Origin of the sequence: Mycobacterium paraintracellulare (assembly GCF_000276825.1) — a bacterium.
In the GTDB taxonomy this organism is placed as follows: Bacteria; Actinomycetota; Actinomycetes; order Mycobacteriales; family Mycobacteriaceae; genus Mycobacterium; species Mycobacterium intracellulare.
Map to the genome: position 1 here is coordinate 3058494 of NC_016948.1, position 25960 is coordinate 3084453.

At 65.7% G+C, this 25960-nt stretch carries 27 protein-coding genes and 1 pseudogene; 20 read left to right on the forward strand and 8 right to left on the reverse strand.

Annotation, left to right across the window (positions count from 1 at the left end):
* Positions 1–9 precede the first annotated feature (9 nt).
* From OCQ_RS14090 to OCQ_RS14100, 3 genes are read right to left on the reverse strand one after another with little or no spacing between them, the layout of a single operon-like run.
* Positions 10–1575 carry a class I adenylate-forming enzyme family protein gene (locus OCQ_RS14090; protein ID WP_014384994.1) on the reverse strand — a complete coding sequence of 522 codons (1566 nt, stop codon included), beginning with the start codon at positions 1573–1575 and terminating at the stop codon, positions 10–12.
* A 3-nt stretch (positions 1576–1578) separates the two neighbouring features.
* Positions 1579–2772, reverse strand: a complete 1194-nt coding sequence (locus OCQ_RS14095) for a thiolase family protein (protein ID WP_014384995.1) — start codon at positions 2770–2772, stop codon at positions 1579–1581.
* Positions 2769–3227 (reverse strand): MaoC family dehydratase, encoded by a 459-nt coding sequence (locus OCQ_RS14100; protein WP_014384996.1) that lies wholly within the window; start codon positions 3225–3227, stop codon positions 2769–2771. The genes OCQ_RS14095 and OCQ_RS14100 overlap by 4 nt, the downstream gene beginning before the upstream one ends.
* A 111-nt stretch (positions 3228–3338) precedes the next feature.
* Between OCQ_RS14100 and OCQ_RS14105 the strand changes: the two genes are divergently transcribed.
* From OCQ_RS14105 to OCQ_RS14115, 3 genes are read left to right on the forward strand one after another with little or no spacing between them, the layout of a single operon-like run.
* Complete coding sequence (locus OCQ_RS14105) at positions 3339–4529, forward strand: thiolase family protein (RefSeq protein ID WP_014384997.1); 1191 nt, start codon at positions 3339–3341, stop codon at positions 4527–4529.
* Between the two features lies 1 nt (position 4530).
* Positions 4531–4965: a Zn-ribbon domain-containing OB-fold protein gene (locus OCQ_RS14110; RefSeq protein ID WP_014384998.1), complete on the forward strand. Its 435-nt coding sequence runs from the start codon at positions 4531–4533 to the stop codon at positions 4963–4965.
* A gap of 10 nt (positions 4966–4975) precedes the next feature.
* The gene (locus OCQ_RS14115; RefSeq protein WP_014384999.1) at positions 4976–5992 is read left to right on the forward strand and encodes a DUF2889 domain-containing protein; all 1017 of its coding nucleotides are present in this window, start codon (positions 4976–4978) and stop codon (positions 5990–5992) included.
* A 35-nt stretch (positions 5993–6027) separates the two neighbouring features.
* On the opposite strand, the gene OCQ_RS14120 is transcribed toward OCQ_RS14115, so the two are convergent.
* From OCQ_RS14120 to OCQ_RS14130, 3 genes are read right to left on the reverse strand one after another with little or no spacing between them, the layout of a single operon-like run.
* Positions 6028–6351, reverse strand: coding sequence for a hypothetical protein (locus OCQ_RS14120; RefSeq protein ID WP_041785662.1), 324 nt, complete (start codon positions 6349–6351; stop codon positions 6028–6030).
* Positions 6352–6376: 25 nt separating this feature from the next.
* On the reverse strand, positions 6377–6817 hold the full coding sequence (locus OCQ_RS14125) for a hypothetical protein (RefSeq protein ID WP_014385001.1): 441 nt from the start codon (positions 6815–6817) through the stop codon (positions 6377–6379).
* A complete protein-coding gene (locus OCQ_RS14130; protein ID WP_014385002.1) occupies positions 6814–7425 on the reverse strand; it encodes a TetR/AcrR family transcriptional regulator in 612 nt (203 codons plus the stop codon). The genes OCQ_RS14125 and OCQ_RS14130 overlap by 4 nt, the downstream gene beginning before the upstream one ends.
* Before the next feature lie 147 nt (positions 7426–7572).
* Between OCQ_RS14130 and OCQ_RS14135 the strand changes: the two genes are divergently transcribed.
* The 8 genes and pseudogenes from OCQ_RS14135 to OCQ_RS14160 all read left to right on the forward strand — a co-directional run bounded on the left by OCQ_RS14135 (position 7573) and on the right by OCQ_RS14160 (position 13836).
* On the forward strand, positions 7573–8802 hold the full coding sequence (locus tag OCQ_RS14135) for an amidohydrolase family protein (protein ID WP_014385003.1): 1230 nt from the start codon (positions 7573–7575) through the stop codon (positions 8800–8802).
* 385 nt (positions 8803–9187) lie between these two features.
* Positions 9188–9383: pseudogene (locus OCQ_RS26105) on the forward strand (ferredoxin).
* Positions 9380–9700 (forward strand): FAD-dependent oxidoreductase, encoded by a 321-nt coding sequence (locus OCQ_RS27230; protein WP_197748737.1) that lies wholly within the window; start codon positions 9380–9382, stop codon positions 9698–9700. The pseudogene OCQ_RS26105 and the gene OCQ_RS27230 overlap by 4 nt, the downstream one beginning before the upstream one ends.
* Positions 9697–10587, forward strand: a complete 891-nt coding sequence (locus OCQ_RS27235) for an NAD(P)/FAD-dependent oxidoreductase (protein ID WP_014385005.1) — start codon at positions 9697–9699, stop codon at positions 10585–10587. The genes OCQ_RS27230 and OCQ_RS27235 overlap by 4 nt, the downstream gene beginning before the upstream one ends.
* 23 nt (positions 10588–10610) lie before the next feature.
* Positions 10611–11456: an NAD(P)-dependent oxidoreductase gene (locus OCQ_RS26950; RefSeq protein WP_014385006.1), complete on the forward strand. Its 846-nt coding sequence runs from the start codon at positions 10611–10613 to the stop codon at positions 11454–11456.
* Positions 11456–11851: a carboxymuconolactone decarboxylase family protein gene (locus OCQ_RS26955; protein ID WP_014385007.1), complete on the forward strand. Its 396-nt coding sequence runs from the start codon at positions 11456–11458 to the stop codon at positions 11849–11851. The genes OCQ_RS26950 and OCQ_RS26955 overlap by 1 nt, the downstream gene beginning before the upstream one ends.
* A 17-nt stretch (positions 11852–11868) precedes the next feature.
* The gene (locus OCQ_RS14155) at positions 11869–13074 is read left to right on the forward strand and encodes a cytochrome P450 (RefSeq protein WP_014385008.1); all 1206 of its coding nucleotides are present in this window, start codon (positions 11869–11871) and stop codon (positions 13072–13074) included.
* 39 nt (positions 13075–13113) lie between these two features.
* Positions 13114–13836, forward strand: coding sequence for a TetR/AcrR family transcriptional regulator (locus OCQ_RS14160; protein WP_197748738.1), 723 nt, complete (start codon positions 13114–13116; stop codon positions 13834–13836).
* A 98-nt stretch (positions 13837–13934) separates the two neighbouring features.
* Here the strand turns inward: OCQ_RS14160 and OCQ_RS14165 are convergent, their stop codons facing one another.
* Both OCQ_RS14165 and OCQ_RS14170 read right to left on the reverse strand, forming a co-directional pair.
* Positions 13935–14237 (reverse strand): hypothetical protein, encoded by a 303-nt coding sequence (locus tag OCQ_RS14165; protein WP_014385010.1) that lies wholly within the window; start codon positions 14235–14237, stop codon positions 13935–13937.
* Between the two features lie 31 nt (positions 14238–14268).
* Positions 14269–15768 (reverse strand): class I adenylate-forming enzyme family protein, encoded by a 1500-nt coding sequence (locus OCQ_RS14170; RefSeq protein WP_014385011.1) that lies wholly within the window; start codon positions 15766–15768, stop codon positions 14269–14271.
* A 176-nt stretch (positions 15769–15944) separates the two neighbouring features.
* On the opposite strand from OCQ_RS14170, the gene OCQ_RS14175 reads away from it, so the two are divergent.
* From OCQ_RS14175 to OCQ_RS14215, 9 genes are all read left to right on the forward strand, one after another.
* Positions 15945–17099: a thiolase family protein gene (locus OCQ_RS14175; protein WP_014385012.1), complete on the forward strand. Its 1155-nt coding sequence runs from the start codon at positions 15945–15947 to the stop codon at positions 17097–17099.
* A gap of 23 nt (positions 17100–17122) precedes the next feature.
* Complete coding sequence (locus OCQ_RS14180) at positions 17123–18343, forward strand: cytochrome P450 (protein WP_014385013.1); 1221 nt, start codon at positions 17123–17125, stop codon at positions 18341–18343.
* A 130-nt stretch (positions 18344–18473) separates the two neighbouring features.
* Positions 18474–19961: a class I adenylate-forming enzyme family protein gene (locus OCQ_RS14185; RefSeq protein ID WP_041785014.1), complete on the forward strand. Its 1488-nt coding sequence runs from the start codon at positions 18474–18476 to the stop codon at positions 19959–19961.
* Entirely contained in the window at positions 19958–21121 is a 1164-nt protein-coding gene (locus OCQ_RS14190; RefSeq protein ID WP_014385015.1) for an acyl-CoA dehydrogenase family protein, read from the forward strand. The genes OCQ_RS14185 and OCQ_RS14190 overlap by 4 nt, the downstream gene beginning before the upstream one ends.
* A gap of 108 nt (positions 21122–21229) precedes the next feature.
* A complete protein-coding gene (locus tag OCQ_RS14195; RefSeq protein WP_139826530.1) occupies positions 21230–22381 on the forward strand; it encodes an amidohydrolase family protein in 1152 nt (383 codons plus the stop codon).
* Positions 22382–22387: 6 nt separating this feature from the next.
* Positions 22388–22660, forward strand: coding sequence for a hypothetical protein (locus OCQ_RS14200; protein WP_014385017.1), 273 nt, complete (start codon positions 22388–22390; stop codon positions 22658–22660).
* Positions 22661–22691: 31 nt separating this feature from the next.
* Complete coding sequence (locus OCQ_RS14205) at positions 22692–23837, forward strand: acyl-CoA dehydrogenase family protein (protein WP_014385018.1); 1146 nt, start codon at positions 22692–22694, stop codon at positions 23835–23837.
* Positions 23834–25027 carry an acetyl-CoA hydrolase/transferase C-terminal domain-containing protein gene (locus OCQ_RS14210; RefSeq protein ID WP_014385019.1) on the forward strand — a complete coding sequence of 398 codons (1194 nt, stop codon included), beginning with the start codon at positions 23834–23836 and terminating at the stop codon, positions 25025–25027. Before OCQ_RS14205 ends, OCQ_RS14210 begins: the two co-directional genes overlap by 4 nt.
* 15 nt (positions 25028–25042) lie before the next feature.
* Positions 25043–25954: an SDR family NAD(P)-dependent oxidoreductase gene (locus OCQ_RS14215; protein WP_080588021.1), complete on the forward strand. Its 912-nt coding sequence runs from the start codon at positions 25043–25045 to the stop codon at positions 25952–25954.
* The last annotated feature ends 6 nt before the right edge of the window (positions 25955–25960 follow it).

Consider the following 25960-nt stretch of genomic DNA (forward strand, 5'->3'; position numbering starts at 1 on the left):
TTTGGGAGCTCAGCCGGCGGCAGCCTTCAGGTCGGCGCGCAGCCGTTTCTTGTCCACCTTGCCGCTGGCCAGTACAGGCAATTCGGCGACCAGCACCAGTCGACGAGGCACCTTATAGCGCGCCAGCAGTTGCCGCACGCCCTCTTGCAGCGTGGCCAGGGTCGGCGATGCACCGCTGCGCGGCACCACGACCGCGCAGACCGCTTCGCCCCACCTGTCGTCGGGCACCCCGACGACCGCGCAGGCGGCGACCCCCTCAACCGCACAGACCGCATCCTCGACCTCGGGCGAATAAATATTCTCTCCGCCGCTGATGATCACGTCCTTCTTGCGGTCCATCAGATAAAGCAGCCCGCGCCCGTCCAATCGGCCCATGTCGCCGGTGCGACACCATCCGTCCTGCAGCGTCGCCTGGGTTGCGGCCGCGTCCTGCCAGTAGCCGCGGAACATCGAGTCGGACCGCACGACGATCTCACCTGCCTGCCCCACGGGCACGGCACCGCCGTCCTCATCGACAAGGCGCACCCGCGTGTCGGGAAATGGGAAGCCAACGGAGCTCAGTCGCTCGGCGACGTCGGGTCCATCGAGGATGTGTAGTTCGCGGGGCAACCCGGAGACGATGACTTCCGTCTGTCCGTAGAGGTTGAGGAAACCCGCGTCCGGCAGCATGACGAGCGCTCGCCGCAGGACGGCCGCAGTCATCGGCGCGGCCGAATAGACCACGGTGCGAACGGATTCCATCGCCAAGCGGTCATTCACCTCATCAAGAAGTGCCCTGAGCATGACCGGCGCTAGGTGCAGCACCGTAATCCGCTCGTCGGCGATAAGCCGCGCCGCATCGGCCGCGTCGAACTGTTGCTGCAGTACCACGGTTCCGCCCCGAGCATGCAGTCCGCCGACTATCGCGAGCGCACCGAAATGGAACATCGGCATGTTGATCAGCCCGCGATCGGCGCTGCCGCAACGTATCTCGTTGTTCATGGTGAACATGACCCGGCGCATTTCCCGCTGCCCCAGGATGCAGCATTTGGACGCGCCGGTCGTGCCGCTGGTGAACAGCAGGTACGCGATGTCGTCGGGCCGGGCAGCGAATTCGGGTTCTTCGCTGCGGCCGACTTGCTCGACGAATCGCTCGTAGCCGATGATTCCCGGCCGGTCCTCTCCGCCGATGACCACCAGGTTGGGCCCCGACGGCATAGCGGTTACGGCGTCGGCGATCGCCGGCATGAACTCCTCGGCACAGAACACGATCGACGGGTCGACGCGACGCAGCGCATCGGCCACCTCCGATGGCGAGAGCCGGAAGTTGATGGTGGCCATGATGATTCCGCTGAGTTGCGCGGCCGCATTCAGCTCGCCGAACTCGATGCTGTTGCGGCTCAACACCGCGATGCGGTCCTGGCGCCCCACCCCGGCCGCGGCCATCGCCGACACCAATCGGACTGCCCGGTCCCGTAACTGCGCGTGGGTGACGGTGCGGTGGTCGTGCCGGTAGGCGACGACATCGGGAAAGCGGACCGCGTTGTCGGTCACTATGTCACCGAGTGTCATGTCATCGACCGCGGCCATCGACATGAGTTATCGGCTACTCAACAGCATCGATCCGGCGACCGGTCCACCGCCCACACCGACGGCCACCACCTCGGGAACGCGGGGCACCTGCCGATCGCCGCCCTCGCCCCACAGCTGCACGCACGCCTCGTGCAGGAAGCCCATGCCGTGCAGTCGACCGCCGGAGAGTTGTCCGCCGCTGGTGTTGATCGGCAGCGGACCGTCCAGAGCGATCGGCGAACCGTCGTCGATGAATTCGCCAACCTTGCCGTGCTCGCAGAAGCCCATCGCTTCCAGCCACATCACAGTCAGGAAGGAGAAGCCGTCATAGAGCTGGGCCATGTCGACGTCGGCAGGAGTCAGCGTGGTGTGCTCCCACAGCGTGGCGGCCGAATCGTGGGCGGCCATCGTGGTGATGTCGCGGCGCTGGTCCCAGGTCGCCCGCTCGAACATGCCGGGCCCGACGGACTCCACCGTAAGTGGGTGCCGCGGCAGGCCGTTGGCGGCCTCGCGGCACGACACGATCACGGCGGTGGCGCCGTCGCAGGGCACGTCGCAGTCGTAGAGGCACAGCGGCTCGGAGATCATCCGTGCGCCAAGGTAGTCGTCCATCGTCATTGGTTCGCGGTAGATCGCATCGGGGTTGAGTCCGGCGTTGGTGCGGGCATTGATCGCGATGCGGCCGAGATGCTCACGGGTCAGCCCGAAGTCGTGCATATAACGCTGGGCGGGCATGGCCAGCCAGTTCGCTGCCGACAGTGCGCCAAAGGGCGCTGTCCACTCCAGGTGCGGGGGCAGCTCGCCGCCGCCGAAGAGCACCGAGGCCCGACCGCCACCGGCCTGCTGCGCGGCGGTGGATTCCCATACCGACCGGTAGACCACAACGTGGTTCGCCAGCCCAAGACTGACCGCCATGCACGCCTCGATCACCGGGCCGACCTGCCCCGCGGTCTCCATCGCCGAGACGTACCAGCGGGAGCGCAGTCCGAGTGCGTTGCGGACCTCCTGGACGGCGGCTCCGGAGAATCCTGGATCCGGCACACCCGGTCCCGGGTAACTCGCAATGCCGTCAACGTCGTCGACACTCAGCCCGGCATCGGCGATGGCTCGCTGCACCGCCTCGAGGGTAAGGTCAAGTCCGGTCCGCCCGAGCCTGCGGCCGACCTGCGACTTACCCGCCCCGGTGAGAACGGCCTTTCCATCGAACGGACCGCCGGTCACCAGACAAACCTAGCGATCAGCTCGGCGACCGCGGCCGGCTTGTCGACACCGTCGATCTCCACGGTGTGACGCACGGTCAGGTTCACGGTCTCGTCGTCGACCTTTGCGGCATCCGCGAGCTCGGATCTGACACGGATGCGGCTGCCCGCGGTGACCGCGGACAGAAACCGTACCTTGTTCAGGCCATAGTTGATGCCCATCTTGGCATTCTCGACGCGGTAGTTGTCCTTGCTCACACCGGGGATGAGTGAGAGCGTGAGGAAGCCGTGCGCGATCGTTGCGCCGTAAGGGCTTTTAGCCCTGGCCTTCCCGACGTCTACGTGGATCCACTGGTGATCCATGGTGACGTCGGCGAAAGCATCGATCCGGCTCTGGTCGATATCCACCCAACGGCTGACGCCGAGTTCCTCCCCGATCGTCGCGAGCGCATCGTCCACGGACCTGATCACCTTCATGGGCTGCTCCCAACATCACCATGGCCTGATATACCGATATCTATATAACGGTATAGACTGGCCACGCTCATCGGGCAACCAGCCCGCCCCTCTGACGATCCAGGGAGACATATGGCCACCACCAGGTCCCGCGCAGCGATCGTGGCCGCTGCCCGCACACCGATCGGAACGTCGCGCAAGGGCACGCTGGCCAACATGCCCGCGATCGAGCTCGCCAAGCCCGTCGTCGCGGCGGTCGTGGATAGGTCCGGTCTGGATGCGGCGGAATTCGAGGACCTAGTACTGGCCGAGAGCCTGCAAGGCGGCGGTGACAGTGCCCGCTACATCGCGGTCGACCTCGGGTTGACGAAGGTTCCCGGGCTGGCCGTCAACCGCCAGTGCGCCTCCAGCCTCTCGGCGATCGCCGTGGGCGCGGGGCAGATCGCGGCCGGCATGAGCCGCGCCATTCTGGCCGGCGGCATGGAATCCTGCTCCACCACACCACTTCTGCGCAAGCGCAAGCCGTTCACGTCGGGTAAGTCGGCCGAAGACTACGAGGACCCGTGGTTCCCGCTCTCACATCCGCCCACCGCGGATGCACCAGCGCTGGATATGTCGATTACCGTCGCTCACAACTGCGCCGTGCAGTACGGCATCTCCCGCGAGGCGCAGGACCAGTGGGCGCTGCGCAGTCACCAACGCGCGGTCAAGGCGATCGATGCCGGCTCATTCGTTGAAGAGATCGTGCCGGTCCAGGTGCCACAAGCCGACGGCACCACGATCACGTTCGCCGAAGACGAGCATCCCAGACGCGGCAGTTCGATGGAGTCGCTGGCGGGCCTGAAAGTGTTGCATCCCGAGATCGAAGGCTTCACCGTGACGGCCGGCAATTCCTCGGGCATTAACGACGCCGCCGCCATGGTGGCGCTCGCGGCCCCGGACACTGCGAACGACGTGCTGGCGCAGATCCTTTCGTGGAGTGCGGTCGGGGTGGCGCCGAACCGAACAGGCAGCGGGCCCATCACCGCCATTCCCAAGGCGCTCGAGTTGGCCGGCCGCAAGCTCGAGGACGTCGCACTGTTCGAGATCAACGAGGCCTTCGCCGCGCAGGCGGTCGCGTGCGCCCGCGAACTCGGGCTCGACGAGGAGATCGTCAACGTCTACGGCTCGGGCATCAGCCTCGGCCACCCGATCGCCGCGACCGGTGCCCGGATGGCCACCTCGGCGATCTACGAATTGCGTAGGCGTGGTGGAGGTATCGGCGTGCTGTCCATGTGCGCCGGCGGTGGTATGGGTGCCGCGATGGTCATCGAGGTGGCCTGAGATGACCACACTGATCACCGAGGGACTGTTCCGCGTCGATGGCGACCGCGCGGTGCTGTTCGCTTCGCGCAGACGCTCGTCGGGTGCGGTGAAGTTCCCCGCGGAGCGGCCCGAGCTCTTCGACGGTGACCCCGATATCCAGGACGACATCGAGTCGATCGAATTGTCCAGCGAAGGAACGCTTTACACCTACACGACGCAGGAGTTCCCGCCGCCGTTGCCGTACAAGGGCAATCGGGACCCAAAGGTATTCCAGCCCTATGTGGTGGGCTTCGTCGAGCTGGCCGAAGGTGTGCTGGTGGAGACGCTGATCGTCGGCGCGACCCCGGCCGAACTTCGGATCGGCCAGCCCCTGGTGTCGACCACCACCACGCTGGAGACCGCCGACGGCCAGTCGCTATTGACGTTCGCGTTCCGGCCGGCCGAGGAGAGCTAGAGTCTATCCGGTGACGGACCTGGGCTCCCCGCCCTTCGGGCTGCATCCACTGCACGGCGTGCACGAGCCCACGACCGGCAATCCACGGCGACGGCCGCGGTCCGCGCGCCGGACCACGTCGATCGACATGACCCGCGACGAGGGCTCGCTGGACCCGGTGTATCTGGATGGGCGGGCGCGCGATCTGTGGACGGCGGCCGACGGAACGGTGACCGAACTCGGCGCCGCGACGCTCTCGGCAACGATCGAGCTGATCGCCCGCGTTGTCCGTCATGTCGAGGTGACGCCACCGGTCGCCGCGATGACCCGGCTGGCGGGCGCGCCCGCGATGAGCGGGTTTCGTGCCGCGGCCGACAAGGTCGCTCCCGAGCTACGGCAAGCCCGCGACCTGCGCTACACCCTGCTCGACGACGTTCCGGTCGTCACGTTGATATCGGGCCATGCGCTCTCGGCGTCGAACCTGCTCGGCGACGTCGCGAAGTCGGGATACCTGCCAGTCGCCGACCAGTGTGCGGGCTTCGCGACCGGCGGGCTGCTGCTGACGTCGTTCGAGGCGGGCGATCCCGCGATCGTCACCGGCCCGGAGGCTCCCGACCTCGATCACGGCGAGGACTCTTGGGCCTGGCACCCGATGGCGCGCTTGGCGCCACAAGCCATGCGCCGCAGGCGCCGCATCGACATCTTCGAAGAAACCGCCGGGCGAGTCGGCATCGATGCGATGTTCCGCGACACCTACGTGCGAAGCGACGGGATGGAGACGATCATCCACGAGTACACCTTGGACGCCGTCGTGGACCCCGAGACCGGCGTCATCGTCGAGTCGCGGGCCATACCGCGGGTACTGCCCTGGCAGGAATGCCCGGGGGCAGTCGCCAGCGCCGGGCGAATCGCCGGAATGACGTTGCAGGACTTGCACTTCCGGGTCCGCCACGAACTGTCCGGTACCAGCACCTGCACCCACCTCAATGATCTGCTGCGCAGCGTCGCCGATGCAGCCGCGTTGATACACCTCGTGAAGGAAGCCTGATCGCGGTTCAGCGCGGGCCGGGCATCGCTTGCCCTCTAGGCGTTGGCAAACGAGAACGTCAGCATGCGGCTGACAGTCAGCGTGGCGACATCACCCGACGCGGGTGGCCACATCACTATTCCCTGGACGATCGCGCCGCGAATGTCCTGGTAGGCGGTGAAGACATCGGCCACAACGCAGGCCTGGGTCGCAGCTTGCGTGGCGTCGCCATTCACGCCGTCAACGCTGACGGCAATTGTGGCGGAGTCGAAGTCGACCACCCGCACCGGTAGGGCGAGCAACTGGCCGTCGGCGTCGACAACACAGATCGAGCCGGTCGGCCGGTGCGCCAAGAAATCCGCTAGTTCGTCCTCGGCCATGGCGACCGGGCCGCCGGTGCGCAACCTAGGCACGTCGATCGGGGATGTCGGCGGCGCGGACCTCGGTGAGTGTCAGTCGGATGACGCACCGCTTGCCGCTGAGAAGGCGGTCGCGGACCTTAGTCACGACCGAGTCGGGCACGCGTTGGTCGGGCGAGCGTTCGCCGATCAGCTCGTCGACCTCGACAGCGGACGGCTGGTAGACGTGCGCGAAGCCAGAAACGGAAACCCAGCCCTGGTCGTCGCCGATGAGGCATGCGACCTCAGGAGCCGAACTCAGGTATTGGACCTTGGCGCTCTTGGCATAGCTGGTGAAGGAGAGGGTGCGGGTGGCGGGGTGATAGGCGACCGAACGCATGGCGTAGCCGATCGGACGCCGGGCGCCATCGCGGCAGAACAGAAATGCGCGGTGATTGGTACGGATGAGTTCGACGACGTCCGGCTCGTCGAGCGGCGGAAGGATCACGACGCGAGAGGCGTTGCCATCGCGATGATCATCTCCGCGACCACCGCGATCATTTCGTCGCGGTCGACAGCCACGGTCTGGCGGTGAACCGTGTGCCAGGCCCGGTCCAGCAACCCCATTACCGCGACGCCGATGACATCCGGAGAGTGCGCGCCGTTTCCGGCGATCGCCTGGCCAAGCTTCCATGACGCCCGAGTCACCATGCGGTTGCGCGACTTTCGGAAGTCGTCGTCGTCGGGCGCCGACTGCGCCGACGCAAGCACGAACGCGCCGTGGTGGTCCATGTAGTCGAAATAGTGGCCGACCCAGGCGCGGATGTCGGCCGGACCGAACGGTTGATCGGCATCGGCCCATTCGGCGATGACGGCAAGGGCCTCGCGGTAGGCGTTCTTGCCAAGGACGTTGAAGATCTCGCGTTTGTCCTTGAAGTAGGTATAGAAGCCGGCCCGCGAGATGCCGCATGCCTCGGTGATGGCGTTGATCGGTGTGCCCGCATAGCCGCGTTCCAGAAAGAGACGGCGGCTCGCGTTCAGGATCGCCGAACGGGTGCGCTCACCGCGGGTGGCCTCCAGTTGCCGTTCTGCGGGCGAATCCGAAGTCACCGTCATGCGGCGACTCTATATGACAGTGTCGTCAACTGCAATACCAGCAGTTCAACTGCCATTAACTATGCGATACGGACCAGACTTGACACAACCGTCAAGTTACGTCAAGCTCGTACTTGAGCCCAGAGTCGAGTAGCGAGAGGCACCACGATGACGCAGTTCACCGATGCACCGATCTTCGATGCCGATCAGCACATGTACGAGACCCCCGATGCGCTGACGAAGTACCTGCCCGCGGAGTTTCAGCCGAAGGTGCAGTTCGTCCAGATCGGCAAGCACACCCGCATCGCAATCCTGAACAAGATCACTGACTACATGCCGAACCCGACATTCGAACGGGTCGCCGCCCCTGGCGCCCACGAGAAGTTCTACTCCGGCCAAAACCCAGAGGGCTTGTCAATGCGGGAGATGTCCGGCCGTGGCATAGACACACCGCCAGGCGCGCGCAACCCCGAGGACCGGATCGCCGAACTCGACCGCCAGGGCGTCGACGCATGCCTGAACTACCCCACGCTGGCCAATCTGGTCGAGCATTCGGCCGCCGAAGATCCAGACCTGACGGTGGCGATCATCCATGCCCTCAACCAGTGGATGCTGGAGCACTGGGGCTTCAGCCACGCCAACCGGATCTACTCGACACCGGTACTCACCCTGGGACTCGTCGACGAAGCGCGTCGCGAACTCGAGTACATCCTCGACAACGGCGCCAAGGTCGCGCTGATCAAGCCCGCACCGGTGAACGGCTATAAGGGCTGGCGGTCCCCCGCACTGCCTGAGTTCGATCCGTTCTGGCGCGACGTCGAGGACGCCGGGCTGCCAATCGTGTTGCACGCCAGCCAACCTCCCTTGCAGGAGTACATCGACAAGTGGGAACCGCCGTCGACGAGTAGCGCTTTCGAGATGTCGGCTTTCAAGTGGACCGCGCTCGGTCACCGCGAGATCGCCGACATGCTGACTAGCCTGATCTGCCATGGCACGTTGACCCGATTCCCGAAGCTGCGGATCGCCAGCGTGGAGAACGGAAGCGCGTGGATCAAGCCATTATTCGACGACCTTGAGTCGACGTACAAGAAGATGCCGCAGAACTTTCCCGAGCATCCGCACGACGTGTTCCGTCGCAACGTCTGGGTCAGCCCGTTCTGGGAGGGCTCGGTCGCCGATGTCGTGCAGACCGTCGGATGGGACAAGGTGATGTTCGGTTCGGACTGGCCGCATCCCGAAGGCTTGGCTGAGCCCAAGCGTTACTGGCAGTACGCCGAGGGCATGGACGAACGTCGCACATATGACTTCATGGGTGACAACACACGTCGCTTTATGGGCCTGCCGATCGCCAACCCCGACCCGGCTGCCGTGAAGCCACCCGAGTTCGCCAACGCCTGAGTCACGAATGGCCGGCGGGGCCGGGCCAGCACTGGTACATGTTGTGCGGCAGTAACTTCCGCCCGGATATGCAGTCGGGTTGATGCCCAACCGCTAATAGTTGACCCACGCGGTGGATGTGGGCGACCACTGTTCCCGTGGGAATCACGCGGTCGCTTGGGGGCGGTGGAACCGCTCCATACTTGCGGTGGATGCGTCTTGCATCTGCCCTGACACCGTGGTCGCGTCGGCCAACCTGAATCGCTCTTTGGCCCCCGCTATTTAATTAGCTTGCCTAGTTAGTGTGTGCTGGATCACGGCGCTGCGGGTAGCAACAACGCAACTTCCGTTATAACCTCGCCTCATAACTGAACTTAGTTCACTTACTTGGTGAGAAGGGGTGGTGATGCACGTCACCGTTGATGAAACAAAGTGTTGCGCGGCCGGCCAGTGCGTTCTGATCGCACCGAAAAGTCTTTGACCAGCGAGAAGACGACGGAATCGTGGTACTACTCGATGCCGATCCAGCCGAGGACCAGTACGAGGCCACACGCCAAGCGGCGGCTGTATGCCCGGCGGTAGCGATCGCGGTGCAGGAGTGACCCCCCCGGCGGGCGTGGTGGTCGTCGGCGCCTCAGCGGCGGGCCTATCGGTTGCTGAGACATTGCGGCGCGACGGCTTCACCAGACCGATCACGCTCATCGGCGACGAGAACCAGCTGCCCTACGATCGGCCGCCGCTGTCCAAGGAGGTTCTGGCCAGCACGCGGTTCGAAGACAAGCTTGAGCTGCGGGACGCCGAAACGATCGCCGCGCTGGAGCTCGATCTGCGGCTTGGCGTGCGGGCCGAGTCGGTGGACACCGCGACCGAGCGGTCGCACTTTCCGATGGATCGCAGGTCGCCTACCAGGACCTGGTGATCGCCACCGGGGTGCGTCCGCGGCGCCTGCCCGGCACCGACGACATCGCCGGTGTGCACGTGTTGCGCACCCTCGACGACGCCCGGCGCCTGCGTTCGGAATTGACCGGACATCGGCGACTGGTGATCGTCGGTGCCGGATTCCTGGGCGCCGAAGTGGCCTCGGTCGCTTGCGCCGCGGGGACACAGGTCACCCTGGTGTCTGATGCCGAAGCTCCCCTGTCCGACGTGCTGGGAAATGAACTAGGCCAACTCCTCATCGGAGTGCACGTCGAGCACGGCGTCCGAGTTCTCACTGGCGTCAAGGTGGTCGGCATTGTGACCGAGGACGGCCGGGCCACCGGCGTCGAGCTGACAGACGGCACAGTCCTGGCCGCCGACGTCGTACTAATCTCGATCGGCTCGATCCCCAACACCGAATGGCTTGCCGGCAGCGGTATCCCGACCGGCAACGGTGTGCTCTGCGACGAATACTGCCGGGCAGCTCCTGCTGTATGGGCCGCCGGGGACGTCGCATCGTGGCAACACGTCGGTATTGGTGAACGCATTCGCGTCGAACACCGAACCAACGCTGCCGAACAGGGCATGGCCGTCGCACGCAACATCCTCGCGGGATCCAATCCAGCACCATTCGTTCCGGTGCCCTACATCTGGTCGGACCAGTACGACCTGAAAATCCAGATCTACGGCCTGCCGCGCGGCGCTGACTCGTTCACCGTCACCGACGGCAGCATCGACGACCGCAAGCTCGTCGCCCTCTACGGCAAGGGGGGCCGCACACGTGCCGCCGTGGGCATCAACATGATCCGCCCACTTCGTACTGCCCGATCACTGGTGGCAGAGCAGACCAAAATTGTGTCCGTCCTCAACGAGGGAGTAACAGCGTGACCACCCAAACAGACACCGCCGCAGTGGAATCCATCCAAACATCGCCGCGAGCCGGCGTCATCGGACTCGGCATGATCGGCGGCGCGGTCGCGGTGAGCCTGGCCCGCAGCGGGCGGATCCCAGCGGTGTACGACATCCGCCCCGAAGCCGCGGACGGGCTGCCCGGTGTGCCCGCGTCCACGGCGTCACCGGCTCAGGTAGCCCGCGACAGCGACGTGGTCCTACTCGCGGTGGTCGACGCCGATCAAGCACGCCAGGTGCTGTGCGCTGAGGACGGTGTACTGTCCGCCGCGCATCCGGGTTTGATCGTCGTCCTGTTGTGCACCGTTGCCGTACCCGTAGTGCACGAACTCGCGCAGAAATGCGCGGAAAAGGCTGTGGCGCTGCTGGATTGCGGCGTCACGCAGGCAGTGCCGAACGGCCTCGTCGCCATTCTCGGCGGCGACGACGCCACAGTAGCCAATGCCATGCCGGTGCTGTCCGGCTTCGCCAAGGACGTTGTGCACTGCGGGCCGCTGGGCGCCGGAATGGCAACCAAAATCGCCCGCAACATCATCACCTACGGCACCTGGCGCGCCGTCCACGAAGCAGCCACCCTGGTCGCGTCCGCTGGAGTCGATCCACAGCGACTTATCACCGTCGTCGAGGATGCCGATCCCGATGGCACCACCCTTTTCTCCTGGTTGCGCAACCAACTTTCGCCGGCAGAAGACACACGCGCCTTGGTGCCGCAGGTGTGGCATCTGATGGATAAGGATCTCGCCGCCGCCCAGGAACTTGCGGCACGCAACGCGATCCCGGTTCCCCTGGTCGACGCGGCCCGTGCCAACGGCGCCGAAACCCTTGCCATCCCACAGAAGGACCGCTGATGAGTGAAACGACCGAATTGGGCCTCAAGACCATGGACGCGGTCTACGGCCCGGGGTTCTCAGCGACGCTGCCCGAAGTTTCAAACCCCATGCTGGAAGACACGATCGACCACCTCTTCGGCGAGATATGGAGCCGGCCCGGCCTCTCGATCCGCGACCGCCGATTGCTGGTCATCGGAGCCACCGCCGCATTGGGCCGTGCCGACCTGATCGAGATCCAGGCGCGGGGAGCGCTGCAGAACGAGGAGCTGTCACCCGGCGAGCTCCGGGAGGCGGTCCTGCAATTGCACTACTACGTCGGCTGGGGCAACGGCACCAAGGTCAACCAGGGCGTCGAGGCCGCCATCAGCGACCGTAAAGCCAAATCCAATTCAGAAATCAAGGAGCACCGATGACAACCACCATTCGTGATATGCCGATCGAGCGGGAGCGACTTCTCGACCCGCCGTTGGCCTATGACCAGTTGCGCGAGGAGCAACCCATCACTCGTGTTCGGTTCCCCAGTGGCCGCATCGGCTGGCTGGTCACGCGGTTCGAGGAGGGGAGTCTCGTGTTCTCCGACCCACGACTGAGTTCGCAGCGGCCACGCCACGACGTGGCGGAAGAAGACGATGTCGATCCCGACGACAACGATTCCGCCGAGGCGTTGCCCCCGACGTTCAACTCCATGGACGCCCCCGACCACGGCGCGTACCGGCGACTACTGTCGGGCAGGTTCACGCCCAAGTCCGTGCAGGCCAATCTCCAGCCGTATATCGACACCATCGTCACTGAACATCTGGACCGCATCGAGACCCTGGGCGGCAGCGGTGTGCCGGTCGACCTGATTCAGCACTTGGCACTGCCGATCCCTTGTCTCGTGATCTGCGAACTGCTGGGAGTTCCCTACGAAGATCGGGACAAGTTCCATCACGGCACCGAGGTGATGATGGACACCAGTAAGCGCCGCGCCGAGCGCGATACGGGTGCGCACTGGCTCATGGAATACATCACCAAGCTCGTCGCCGACAAGCGCGCTGACCCTCGTTCCGAGGGCCTACTCGCCGAACTGATCCGCAAGAGCGAAGACGACGGGTCCATCCTGTCCGACGAAGACGTCATCGCGATCGGCGTGCTTTTGCTGTTCGCCGGGCATGACACCACCATGGCCATGATCGGCCTGTCAGCGCTCACCCTGCTGACCCATCCCGTCCAACGCCGGGACCTGGCTGAGCATCCGGAGAAGATCGGCGTCGCCGTCGAGGAATTACTGCGGTATCTGACCATCGTCCAGTTCGGCCTCGGCCGCACCGTCAAGGAGGACCTGGAAATCGCCGGCCAGGCGATCGCCAAGGGCGACCTCGTAGTTGTGGGCATGCCTGCGGCCAACCGCGACCCCCGGGCATTCGACAACCCGGACGAGCCGGACTTCGACCGGAAGATGACCCGGCACCTCGCCTTCGGCTACGGCGTACACCAGTGCCTCGGTCAGAACATCGCCAGGGCGGAGTTGAAAACGATTCTCCCGCAACTATTTCAGCGCTTTCCCGGCCTGAAGTTGGCCACACCGTTGGATGAGGTCGAAATGGACACCTACGGGACGAACTACGGCGTGAAGAAGATGCTCGTGACCTGGTGACGAATGCCGTGGCCGCTCGGTCACGCCCGCCCTAAAGTGGTGGGCGTGGCCGACCGCGTAGAGGAGCAATCGCCGCGGCCCCGGAGTCGCCGTGGTCAGGGCGACCAACTGCGTGAAGAGGTGCTCGCCGCGGTAAACCGGCTGCTCGACGACTGGGGCAGCGACGAAAAGCTGACCATGCGGGCGGTGGCCCACGAAGTCGGTGTCACACCGGCGAGCATCTACCTGCACTTCTCCGACAAGACGGAATTGGTCTGGGCCGCGTTAGCCGACAAGTACCGACAGCTGGCCGAACAGATGGGCGCCGCAGACATCGCTGCCACTCGCGAAGGGCCACGCGAACGGTTGCGGGCCCAGGTGCACGCCTACTGCCACTTCGCGTTGGACAACCCGGGCCATTACCGCCTCATGTACGAAATTCGCCAGCCCATCGTCGAACGCGCGCGGATGGGGCTGCATCCGGCGCGGCAAGTGTCGGCGAGGTTACGCGGCGCGCTAGCTGCCTGTGCAGAGGCGGGTTACGCATTGTCATTGCCGCTCTACCAGGCAACGCACACTCTGTGGACAGGCCTGCACGGCCTCGTCTCGGTCCAGCACAGCCTGGCCATTGAGGGCTCTCCTGACCAACTCGACGGCATGGCCGACGGCCTCGTCGACATAATGGTCAGTCTTCGACAACGCAGTGGGCCTGCCTATCCACCGGAAACCGAAGTCGATCGCTACATCGCGGCAACGGTTGTCGAGATCGGTCACGAGTCCTAGCAGCCAGTCGTGGACTCGGTTCGTACCGCCTCGTAGAGAAGATTGCCGGACTCTCCCGCGGCGGCGAAACTCTCACGCTACGGCCAGTTTTGGCTTCGTCAGTCGCTGGCCGGCAGCGGCTTGGCTTCCTTGAGCGCCAGCGGCGTCGAGCCGACGCTGAGCGACCCGGCGCCGGCCTTGGTGACCAACACCTCAGCGTCGCTGTCATCGACGTAACGCTTGCCCATCGTGGTGCCGTCGGCGAAGGCCGGGTCGAGCGCGGTGTCGGCGGGCCGTTCGGCGCCCACTGGCAGCATCGGCTGGCCACCGCAACGCAGATCGTCCAGGCTCGCACCGGCTTTGACGACAATCACCTGGGTGTCGCACACCTGGCTTTGCAGGCGCGTGCCGTTCTTGATCATGCCGGACTCCTTACTGTCTCGGGGGGTGGGTTCAGTGCTCGGCGGTCGCCGGCGTGAGCTCGTCGAGGATCACCCGGCGCAACACCTTGCCGGTCGGCGTGGTCGGCAGTTCCTCACGGAAGACGATGCGATCCGGCGTCCGGGATCCGCGCAGCGTGCCGCGGGCGAACTCACGCAGCTGCGCGGGTGTCGGCGTCGCGCCGGCCTCGGGCACGACCACCGCCACGATGATCTGACCCCACTCGGCATCATCCTGTCCGACAACAACGACCTCGCGGACGTCAGGATGTTCGACGAGCACGTCCTCGATCTCCGACGGGGCGATGTTCTCGCCGCCGCGGATGATGGTGTCGTCGGAGCGGCCGCCGATGAACAGGTAACCATCCTCATCCACCATCGCAACGTCTCGGGTCGGGAACCAGCCCTGCGCATCGAGGACGGAACCGATTTCGGCATATCGGCCCGACACCTGGGCGCCTCGCACGAATAGCTCGCCGGTTTCGCCTGGCCCGAGTGCGGTGCCGTCCTCAGCGCGGATCTGCACCTCGATGCCGGGGACCGGGCGACCGACCGAGCTCAGCCGACGGGCCACGGCGCCGTCGCGCGCCGCGTGGGCCACGCGATGGTCCTCGGGTGTGAGCACTGCAATGGTCGAGCTGGTCTCGGTCAGGCCGTAGGCGTTGACGAAGCCGACCTGCGGCAGCAGGTCGAGCGCCCTTCGGACCAGGGGCCGCGCCACCTTCGATCCGCCGTAAGCGAAGTTACGCAGCGTCGGAAGCTCGGCGGACTGCTCCTCGAGGACGGCGACGATGCGCGACAGCATGGTCGGCACCACCGTCGCGGTGGTGACCCGCTCGTCGCGGACCAGCCGAACCCATGCGTGCGGGTCGAACTGGCGCAGGTACACGATCGCCCGTCCCGCATACAGGTTTGACAATGCCGCCCCGACCCCCGCGATGTGATACGGCGGGACGCACACCAGCGCCGCATCGGCGGGATCGGCGCAACCGAATTCGACAGTGCCGGTGACATAACTGGTCAGGTTGTTGTGAGTCAGCTCAACGGCTTTGGGTCGCGACGTGGTACCCGAGGTGAACAACACGACCGCCACTTCGTCGGGGTCGGCGAAGGCCGACCCCGGATCGGCGGATCGCGCCGCCTCGATGAAGGCATCGGATGTCATCACCCGCTTGCCGAAATCAGGCACGACATCGCGGTACTGGCTGTCGACCACGATCAGCGGATCGGGTAGCCGATCGATGAGCTGTCGCAGCCCCTCTGCACTCAGCCGATAGTTCAGCGGGGTGAACGCAATGTTCGCGCGCGCCGACGAGAACAGCAGTAGAGGCAGCAACACTCCCCCGGTGCCCACATAGACGACGTGGGACGCCCCCGATCGGCTAATCACGCCCGCGCCGCCGTCGGCGAGCTCGCTGAGCTCGGCCGCGGTCAACCGAACGTCGCCGTCCACCACGGCAACCCGGTCGGGACCACCCGACGCCGCCATCTCCAGCAGCAACGAAATACTCAAAACCCCTCAGCCTTCACCCGCGATTTGGTGCCCTACGCCGCCGTTAGTGCGCAGCGACCCGATTCTAGACCCGCGCCCACGAATCAGATATATAGTTATAGGCTTAGTGCCATCTGAGTCAACGCGCACTCCTGTCGACGGCCGGGTCGACAGTGACGCATCCTGAAGGGAACGCAATGAGCAGCACGCCCGAGATCGCCATCATCGGTGTCGGCCTTCATCCGTTCGGGAGGTACGAGGACCGGTCGGCGCTCGAGATGGGCGCCGTGGCGATCAGCAGGGCACTGCGCGATGCGGGGGTGCAGTGGTCGGACGTGGGCAGTCTGTACGCGGGCAGCCTCGAGGTCGCCAATCCCGAGGCGGTGACGGGGCTGGCCGGCATGACCGGACTCCCGGCGCGGGCCACGTTGAGCGGCTGTGCGACCGGCAACTCGCTGTTGACGTTGGCCGCGCGGGACGTTCAACTCGGCGAAGCCGACATCGCGCTCGGCGTCGGGCTGGACAAGCATCCGCGCGGCGCCTTCGGTGCCGACCCGTCGGTGTCGGGGTTGCCCCAGTGGTACGGCGATCAGGGCATGTTCCTGACCACCCATTACTTCGGGACCAAGATCATGCGCTACATGCACGATCACGGAATCACCGAGCAGACTCTGGCCCGCGTGGCGGCCAAGAACTTCGACAACGGCGCGCTGGCGCCGCACGCGTGGCGCCGCAAGCCGATGAGCGTCGACGCGATCCTGAGCTCTCCGATCGTGAATGCTCCACTGCGGCAATATATGTACTGCAATCCGAACGAGGGCGCTGCCGCCGTCGTGGTGTGCCGCGCCGAGGTGGCCAAGCAGTACACCGACACTCCGATCTACCTTCGCTCGACTGCACTGCGCAGCCGCCGCAATGGCGCCTACGAGCTGTTGCGTACCTCGATCGAGCTGCCGATCGTGCCCGGCACCACCGCGGAGGCCGCGCGCGCCGCGTACGAGTTGGCCGGGATTGGCCCTGAGGACGTCGACGTCGCGCAATTGCAGGACACCGACTCCGGGTCCGAGATCATCCACATGGCCGAGACAGGGCTGTGCAAGGACGGCGAACAGGAGGCGCTGCTCGCCGACGGTGCCACCAAGATCGGCGGCCGATTGCCTATCAACACCGACGGTGGCCTGCTGGCCAACGGTGAACCGGTCGGCGCCTCGGGCTTGCGACAGGTCTACGAGCTGGTCCACCAACTACGAGGCACCGCGGGTGACCGTCAGGTGCCGAACGATCCGCGGGTCGCGCTGGCCCAGCTTTACGGGGCTCCCGGAACCGCAGCCGTCGCCATTCTCTCCAAGTAACCCGACGAAAGGGAGCATCGCCAATGACGGACATCCAGGCCACAGCACGGCGCCGCGCCGAGGTGGAGCTCGACCACCACTCCCCAGAGTTCCGCGAGGACCCATACGGCAAGTTCCGTGAGATGCGCGAATCGGGTTGTCCGGTCGCTCATTCCGACCACTACGGCGGGTTCTGGGCGCTGGTCGACTACGCCTCGGTGTTCGAGGCGGCCCGCGACGACGCACTGTTCAACTCCTTCCCCTCCGTGGGCGTTCCGGCGAGCGAACTGCCGCTGCAGATCCTGCCGATCGAGTCCGACCCACCAGAGACCCAGGAGTTGCGCGAAATCACCCTCAAGCGGTTCTCCCCCGGTGCCGCCGAGCGATTCCGCGAGGCCGCGGTCGCGATGACCAACGAGGCGATCGACGCGTTCATCGAGCGCGGGGAGTGCGACCTGGTCGGCGAACTGACCACCCCCCTGCCGGCGCGGCTGATCCTGCGGTTGTTGAACTTCGACGAGTCGCGTTACATGGACTGGGTCGGCTGGGTGCACAGCACCGTGCACGATCGTGCCCACGATCCGGAGAAGGCCGGGATGGCCGGCATGGAGATGTTCGGCGAAATCGTCAAGCACATGCAGGAGCGCCGGGCCGAGGGACTTGGCGACGAACTCTTCAGCGACATCCTCCGCGGCACGCTCCACGGCAAGCCGCTCGACGACGGTCAGATCACCATGTACACGGTCCTGATGATGCTCGGCGGCATGGACACCACCAGTGGGTTCACCGGGAACGTACTACTGCGACTGTGCAAGGATAAGGATCTACGCCGGCAGTTCATCGACGATCCAGGCCTGATCAAAAAGGGCACCGACGAGCTGCTGCGGTTGTACACACCGACCCTGGGACTGGCACGCACCGTCTCGCGTGACGCGGAATTCCATGGACAGTCGTTATGCAAGGGCGACCGGGCGATTTTGATGTGGGCGGCGGCCAACCGCGATCCAGAGATGTTCTCCGACCCCGACACGCTGGATCTATCGCGCCCGAATGCCAAGAAGCAGATGGCTTTCGGCGTCGGCATGCACCGCTGCCTTGGATCCCACTACGCCAAGATGATGTTCGACGTGATGATGACCCAGGTTCTCAAGCGGCTGCCGGACTTCGAACTGGCCGAAGAGCCCAAGCTGTTCGAGGACGCCGGTGAGGTCTACGCGGTGCGCGAACTGCGCGTCAAGTTCACGCCGGGACAGCGCGTGACCTGACCGGGCCTGAGATTCGCTCGGCTCCGACGGCCCATCCGGCCGCTTCGATCGTCAATGCCGAAAAGTTGGAGCGGCGACCGTCAAATTAGTTAAATGTTTAGAGCATAGTGGGTGGGACGGGAGGTGCGCAGTGACGGCTGGCAGTATCGCCGCACTGCTGGATGGGTGTGCCTCCAGCAGGCCGGACCGTCCGCTGTTGCAAGACGTCACGGGCAAGGTATTGACCGTGGCCGACGTCGCCACGCTGTCCCGCGCCGCGGCGGATTGGCTGTGGGACGCCGGAGTGAGACCGGGGATGACAGTCGCATGGCAAATGCCCTCGCACGTCAACGCGGCGGTGGTGATGCTGGCGCTGGCCCGCATGCCCGTCGTTCAGGCGCCGGTGTTGCACCTCTATCGACGCCGCGAGGTGTGCGCGGCGGTCGACGTCGCCCACGCGGACATCCTGCTGGTTGACGAGTCGACGGCCGCGAATGCACCCCGGATACCGGCGGTCTCGGTGCCCCCCGACCTCGTCCGCCGACTCCAGACATTGCCGGCCGCGAGTTCAGCGTTCGACGGGCCGCACTCCCCAGCCGAACCACGCTGGGTGTACTTCACCTCGGGCACCACAGGCCGCCCGAAAGCCGTACAGCACACCGATGCCACCCTGCTCAGCGCCGCCCACGGTTATGTCGCCCATCTCGGTGTGGGCGCCCATCCGCGGGAAGTCGGCACCATCGCGTTCCCCATCGCTCACATCGGCGGCATGGTCTATCTCGCCACCGCTCTGTTCGGCGACTTTCCGGTGTTATTGATCCCCAAGGTTTCCGCAGATGACTTGCCTCGGGTACTTGCCGAGCACCACGTGACCGTGACCGGAGCGAGCACCGCGTTCTACCAAATGCTCCTGGCCGCCCAGATGGCCGCGCCGACAACCGAATTGCTGATGCCATCGCTGCGGATGCTGATCGGCGGCGGTGCCGCGTGTCCGCCCGAGGTGCACAAGCAGGTGCGTGAACACCTGCGCGTACCGGTCGTACACGCCTACGGGATGACCGAGGCACCGATGATCTGCGTCAGCGAGGCCAGCGACACCGATGAGCAACTGGCCAACAGCGCCGGCCGGCCCATCCCCGGATCGGAGGTGCGGATCGGGGCCGGCGGCGAAATCGAGTTGCGCGGCGCCAACCTGACACCTGGATACCTGCAGCGCGAGGAATGGGCCCACGCGCTCACCGCGGACGGATGGTTCCGCAGTGGCGACCGTGGTTACCTTCGCCCGGACGGGCGCATCGTGGTCACCGGACGTACCAAGGATCTGATCATCCGCAAGGGCGAGAACGTTGCCCCTGACGAGATCGAAAATGAACTGCTGGCCCACCCCCTGGTCGACGAGATCGCGGTGCTCGGCCAGCCTGACGAGCTGCGCGGTGAGCTGGTGTGCGCGGTGGTGCGTCGTTCGCGCCGCCACCGTGACGTCACCCTGGATGAGCTGTGCACGTTCCTCGACGAACGCGGGCTGATGAAACAGAAGTGGCCCGAGCGGCTCGTCCTCGTCGACGAGTTCCCGCTGACGGGCCTCGGCAAGATCGCCAAGTCCGAGCTGGCCCGGCAGATCGCAGGAGGAAACGGATGACGGCGTTGTCCGCTGATGAGCGTCAGGAACTCGCGCAGTCCGTGCGGTCCGCCTGTCAGCGACTGGCATCCGCTGACCGGGTGCGCGCCGTCGCGTACGGCGAGGGGGGCCACGGCGGCGGAGATGTGCACTCCGGCTTCGACACGGGACTTTGGGACGTGCTGTGCAACCAGGTGGGGGTGGCCGCCATTGCGCTTCCCGAGCACCTCGGTGGCGCAGGTTACGGCACGTCCGCGCTGGGTGTGGTCGCCCACGAACTCGGCCGCGCACTGGCCCCGGTGCCGTTTGTGAGTTCCACGGTGCTGGCCACCGGCCTGCTGCTCGGCTCGACCGAGCGCGACCCCGACGCCGACAAGCGACTCACGGGGCTCATCGAAGGTCGCCGCACCGCCGCAGCAGCCCTCACCGGCGACGGTGGGTTGTGGCGTCCGTCCGCGGTGACGCTCAGTGCCGCCCGGACCGGGGACGACTGGCGCATCGACGGCACGGTGCGCCACGTGCTGGGGGGGTCCGCCGCCGACGACCTCGTCGTGGTCGCCGCCGCCGAGGATGGCGAACCGGCGCTCTTCCTGCTCGACCCGGCCGTAGACGGGGTCGTCGCCGAGGCCGAACGCGTACTCGACGGCACGAGACCGATGGCCACGATCACGCTGAGCTCGGCGCCGGCGGTGCGGCTGTCCGGTGGCGGTCCGATCGGTGACGTCGTCGGCCGCACCGTTGACGTGACGCTGGCGGTGCTGTCGGCCGAGCAAGTCGGCGCGTGCGAACGGGTGCTCGAGATCGCTACGGACTACGCCCGTACCCGCGAACAGTTTGGGCGGCGGATCGGCAGCTTTCAGGCCATCAAGCACAAGTGCGCCGACATGCTGGTGGGTCTCGAGTGGGCGCGGTCGGCCTCGCAGGCAGCCCTGGAAGCTCTCGACGGTGCGGATGCTGCGACTGCCGGCGAAGCGGACTGGCGCGCGAGTATGGCCAAGGCGGTGTGCTCGGAGGCGCTGCGCGATGCGGCGAAAGCGAACGTCCAGATTCACGGCGGCATCGGCTTCACCTGGGAGGATTCCGCGCACCTGTACTTCCGGCGCGCCCGCACCGACGAGGTGATGTTCGGGACTCCGGCCCAACACTGGGACCGGCTGTCGGCGCTGGCCAGACTGCTCTAAGACCTACGAGTTCGCTTGTCGGTCCTGCATGCGGGTGACTAGACTCGCCTACAAATAACTAAATGTTTTTATATTTTGGCACATTGAAATGTCCTTGAGGAGCCACCCGTGCCGTTGCAACCCTGGATGGAATTGATCTCTGTCGACGATCACCTGATCGAACATCCGAAGGTGTGGAGTGATCGCCTCCCCACCAAGCACCTGGAGGCGGGCCCGAAAATCATCGAGTGGGAACGCCCCGACACCCACCAGATGTGTCAGGTGTGGGAATACGAGGGCCGGATCTATCCGTACATCGGCCTCAACGCCGTCGCGGGCAAGAAGCCCGAGGAGTACGGCATCGAACCGGTGCGCTATGACGACATGATCCCCGGTTGTTATGACCCCAAGGCACGGGTGGCCGACATGGACATCGACGGTGTGCAGGCGATGACATGCTTCCCGTCGTTCCCCCGATTCGCCGGCGCGGTGTTCGCCGAGGGCGAGGACAAGGAACTCGCCAAGTTGTGTTCGGCGGCCTGGAACGACTTTCACCTCGATGAGTGGGCCGCCACGGCGCCCGACCGGTTCGTCCCGGTGGCCATGCTGCCGTTCTGGGACCTCGAGGCCAGCGTCAAGGAGATCCACCGCGTCGCCGCGAAGGGCGCCAAGTGCGTGACGTTCCCGGACCTGCCCGACCGACTCGGATTGCCTTCCGTGCACTCCGATCACTGGGATCCGGTGCTCTCGGCGATGGAGGAAACCGGCATGGTGCTGGCTCAGCACTTCGGTTCCGGCGGCTTCCCACCGCCGATTGCTCCCGACGCGCCTTTCGCCGTGTTCATCACGCTGATGGGGACCATGTCGATGACCTCGATGACGGACTGGCTGTTCTCCAACACCCTCTACCGGCACCCGAAGTTGAAGATCGGCCTGTCTGAGGGCGGCATCGGCTGGATCCCTTACATCCTGGAGCGCTGCGACAGCGTGTGGCGTAAGCACCGCTTCTACAACAACATCAACCAGGATCACCCGCCGAGCTACCTGTTCAAGAAGCACATTCACGGCTGCTTTATCGAGGATGACTTCGGCGTGGAGATGCGCCACATGATCGGCGTCGACAAGATCACCTGGGAGTGCGACTATCCGCACTCCGACTCGTTTTGGCCTCAGAGCCGAGAGCGCGCGGCGCAGGCGTTGGAGAAGGTGCCCGACGACGAGGTGCACCGCATCGTCGAACTGAACGCCCGTGAGTTCTATAACTTTCCGCGGGCGGCGTGACCGGCTGTGACCGACGACGGAGCGACCGGTCGGGCAAGCGTAGAGCGGATCGAGCAACTTCCGCAGTCGGACTGGACCGACCAGGACCTACTTACCAAGGATGAGGCCCGCGGACGCCTCGTCGAGGAGATCGGTCGCACCCGGGCCCGGCTCGAGGAATTGCAGGCCGGCACACGCGACCCGTCTCACCGCGATGCCGAGATCACCCTGCTGGCCCGTCGACTCAATGCGATGGAGTCGGTCCGCGACGAATACAACGACTATCTCGACGGGAAGTGATTCCGACCCGTCCTACACCAAGGAGTGACCGGTGTCGGCTACCCCTGACGTCCTAGAAGACGTCGGCGCAATACGCGCGGAGATCCGCTCGTTCCTGGACAACGCACCGAGGCCCGCAGGTCTACGGAACTACGGGCCCACGCCCACCGCGGACGACGTCGAACCTGGCCGGATCTGGCACCGCTACCTCGCCGACCACGGCTACGCCTGCTTGCACTGGCCGCGCGAGTTCGGCGGTGCCGCAGCAACAGTGACGTATCAGGCCGTCTTCGCCGAGGAGTGCGCGCGAGCCGAAGTGCCCCGCCAGCTCAACATCACCGGTGCCGACTTGGTTGGACCTGTGCTGATCAAGTTCGGCAGCCAGCAGCAGAAGGATCGCTACCTGGAACCGATCAGGCTGGGCGACGATGTCTGGTGTCAGCTCTTCTCCGAGCCCGGCGCCGGCTCAGACCTCGCCGGTGTTCGCACGCGGGCCGAGCGCACTGCCACGGGCTGGCGGATCGATGGTCAGAAGGTGTGGAGTTCGGCGGCCGCCTCGGCCCGCTTCGGGCTGCTGCTCGCCCGAACGGGGCCGGACAAGCACCGCGACTTGTCGATGTTCGTAGTGCCCATGGACATCCCGGGGGTCACGGTGCGCCCGCTGACGCAGATGGACGGCGAGAGCAAGTTCAACGAAGTCTTCTTCGACGGCGCCGAACTCGACGAGGGCGCCCTGATCGGTGAGGTTGGTCAGGGCTGGACGGTGGCGATGGTGACGCTGGGCCGTGAGCGCCTGACGTTGGGTTCGCAGGCAGTATCGATGTTCCGGTTGCACGAGCGCATGGTCGATGCGGCCCGCGACCACGACCTGCTCGACCCGGTGCTGTCGAGGTCGATGACCCGGCTTTGGGCCAGGATGTGGCTGCTCCGCTACACCTGGCAGCGCGCCATCGACTCGGGTGACCTGACGTCGCCGGCCTTCTCGGTGCTCAAGCTGATGACGTCGGAAACGGACCAGGACCTGGGTGACATGGCCACCGAGGTGCTCGGTACCGACGCGTGCGCAGACCCCGAGGACGACGGCCTGGTACACCACATGCTGGTCGGACGAGCACAGACGATCCTGGGCGGAACCAGCGAGATTCAGCGCAACATTCTCGGTGAGCGGGTACTCGGGCTCCCCAAAGAACCACGATGACAGCGAGTTTGACTGCGGCCGACTTCACCTCAGCGCTGCGCGCCGCGCTGCGTCCCGGAATGACGATTGCCCTCGGCGACGGAGTGGGCGCGCTGCGCTGCCTCGACGACGGAGCATCGGTCGGCGCGGCGCTGAGCATCGCCGCCAGCGAGGTCGGCGCGGTGCGCCTGGTGCTGGGCTGGCTGGCCGCCCCGATCGACGGCCTCGACGCAGACGCATTCGCCGACGTGGTTGCGTTGATGCCGGGATGGGGCGTGCGCGAGGTACTGCAAAGCCCGAAGGCGCGTTTCCTACCGACGCGGCTGGCGGCGATTCCCGCGCTGCTGGCTGACGTGCTGCGGCCCGACGTGCTGCTCACCCGGCTGGTACGTCGGGACGGATTGCTGCAGTTCGGCACCGAGGTGTCCTGGCAGCGCGCGGTAATCGACAGCGGCGCAAAGACTCTCGCGGTAATCGACACCTCGGCGCCCGCGGCGGATGCCGGGCCTCCACTCAACCCGTCGCGCGTCGAGGTGCTCGGCGCTGTCGGGAGCGGACCGGTGCAAACACCGCGGCGCGGGCCCGAACCGATTCACGATGCCCTCGCCGACGCGGTACTACAGTTACTCCCCGAGGGCGCCCGGATCCAGTACGGCCCGGGGCAGCTCGGCACTGCATTGCTGCGGCGGGCGCGGAAGCCGCTGCACATCGACACCGGGCTACTCACCGACGCTGTCGTCGACCTCGACCGACGTGGCCTGCTGGCGGGAACCCCGTCCGCCACGTATCTGCTGGGCAGCGACACGCTCTACGACTGGGCCGACGGGCGCCCCATCTTGCATGGGCTCGATTACACCCACGACTTCACCCGACTGTCGCGCGGCGCACCGCTGGTCGCGGTGAACACCGCCATCGAGATCGACCAATACGGGCAGGTCAACGTCGAGGGCGTGCACGACAAGGTGATCGGTGGCATCGGCGGGCACCCCGACTATTGCGCCGCAGCCCGAATGAGCAGCGGCGGACTGTCGATCATCGCCGTTCCGACGAGAGTAAACGGGCGCCCACCCCTGGTCGAGCAGCTCAGCCGGCCCGCCTCCACACCCGCCCACGACATCGATCTGATCGTCACCGAGTCCGGATACGTCGACCTGCGCACGGCAGACTGGGCGCAGCGCCGCACGCTCATCACCGAATTGTTCACGGAATGAAGGAGATAACGCGCGATGCCTGAAGGCCCATTGACCGGCAAGGTCGTCCTGGTGACCGGAGGCGGACGGGGTATCGGCCGTGGCCACTGCCTCGAGCTGGCCAAGCAGGGCGCCGCCGTCGTGGTGAACGATCCAGGCGTCGGCCGGGATGGCTCCAGCGGTGAAGGTGAAGGCCCCGCGGCCGATGTTGTCGCCGAAATCGAAGCGGCCGGCGGCAAGGCCGTGGCACACACGGGTTCGGTGTCGGCGTGGGATGACGTCGCCGACATGGTGTCGACCGCCATCCACACGTTCGGCTCCCTCACCGGTGTGGTGAACAACGCAGGCATCCTGCGTGACTCCATGGTGGCCGCCTCTAGTGAGGCCGATTGGGACGCCGTCATCGCCGTACATCTCAAGGGCACCTTCGCCGTCACCCGGCACGCCTGTGAGTACTGGCGGGCACAGTTCAAGGCAGGCAACTCGATTGACGCGCACATCGTCAACACGGTGTCGGGCGCGGGCCTGTGGGGCAATGTCGGGCAGAGCGCTTACGGCGCGGCCAAGGCCGCGATCGCCAACCTGACGTTCGTTACCGCGATGGAGGCACAGCGTTACGGTGTTGCGGTCAACGCGATCTCACCGCTGGCCATGTCGCGGATGACCGCCGACGTGTTCGGTGCTCGAGCTGACGACCCCGCACTCGATCCCGCACGCAGCTCCGCGGTGGTGGCGTGGCTGCAATCTGCCCGCTCGTCTTGGCTCACCGGGCAGATCCTCCGCATCAACGGCGGCAAGCTGACCCGCATCGATGGCTTCGCCGAGGCGCCCGGCGCCTATTATGCCAAAGACGGTGTCTCGCTGACATTTTCGGAGATCGGGCAGGCTGTCAGCTGGCTCTACGGCACTTCTCCCCGCGGGCTCGCCGGACCGCTACCGACGGCCTGAACTCCT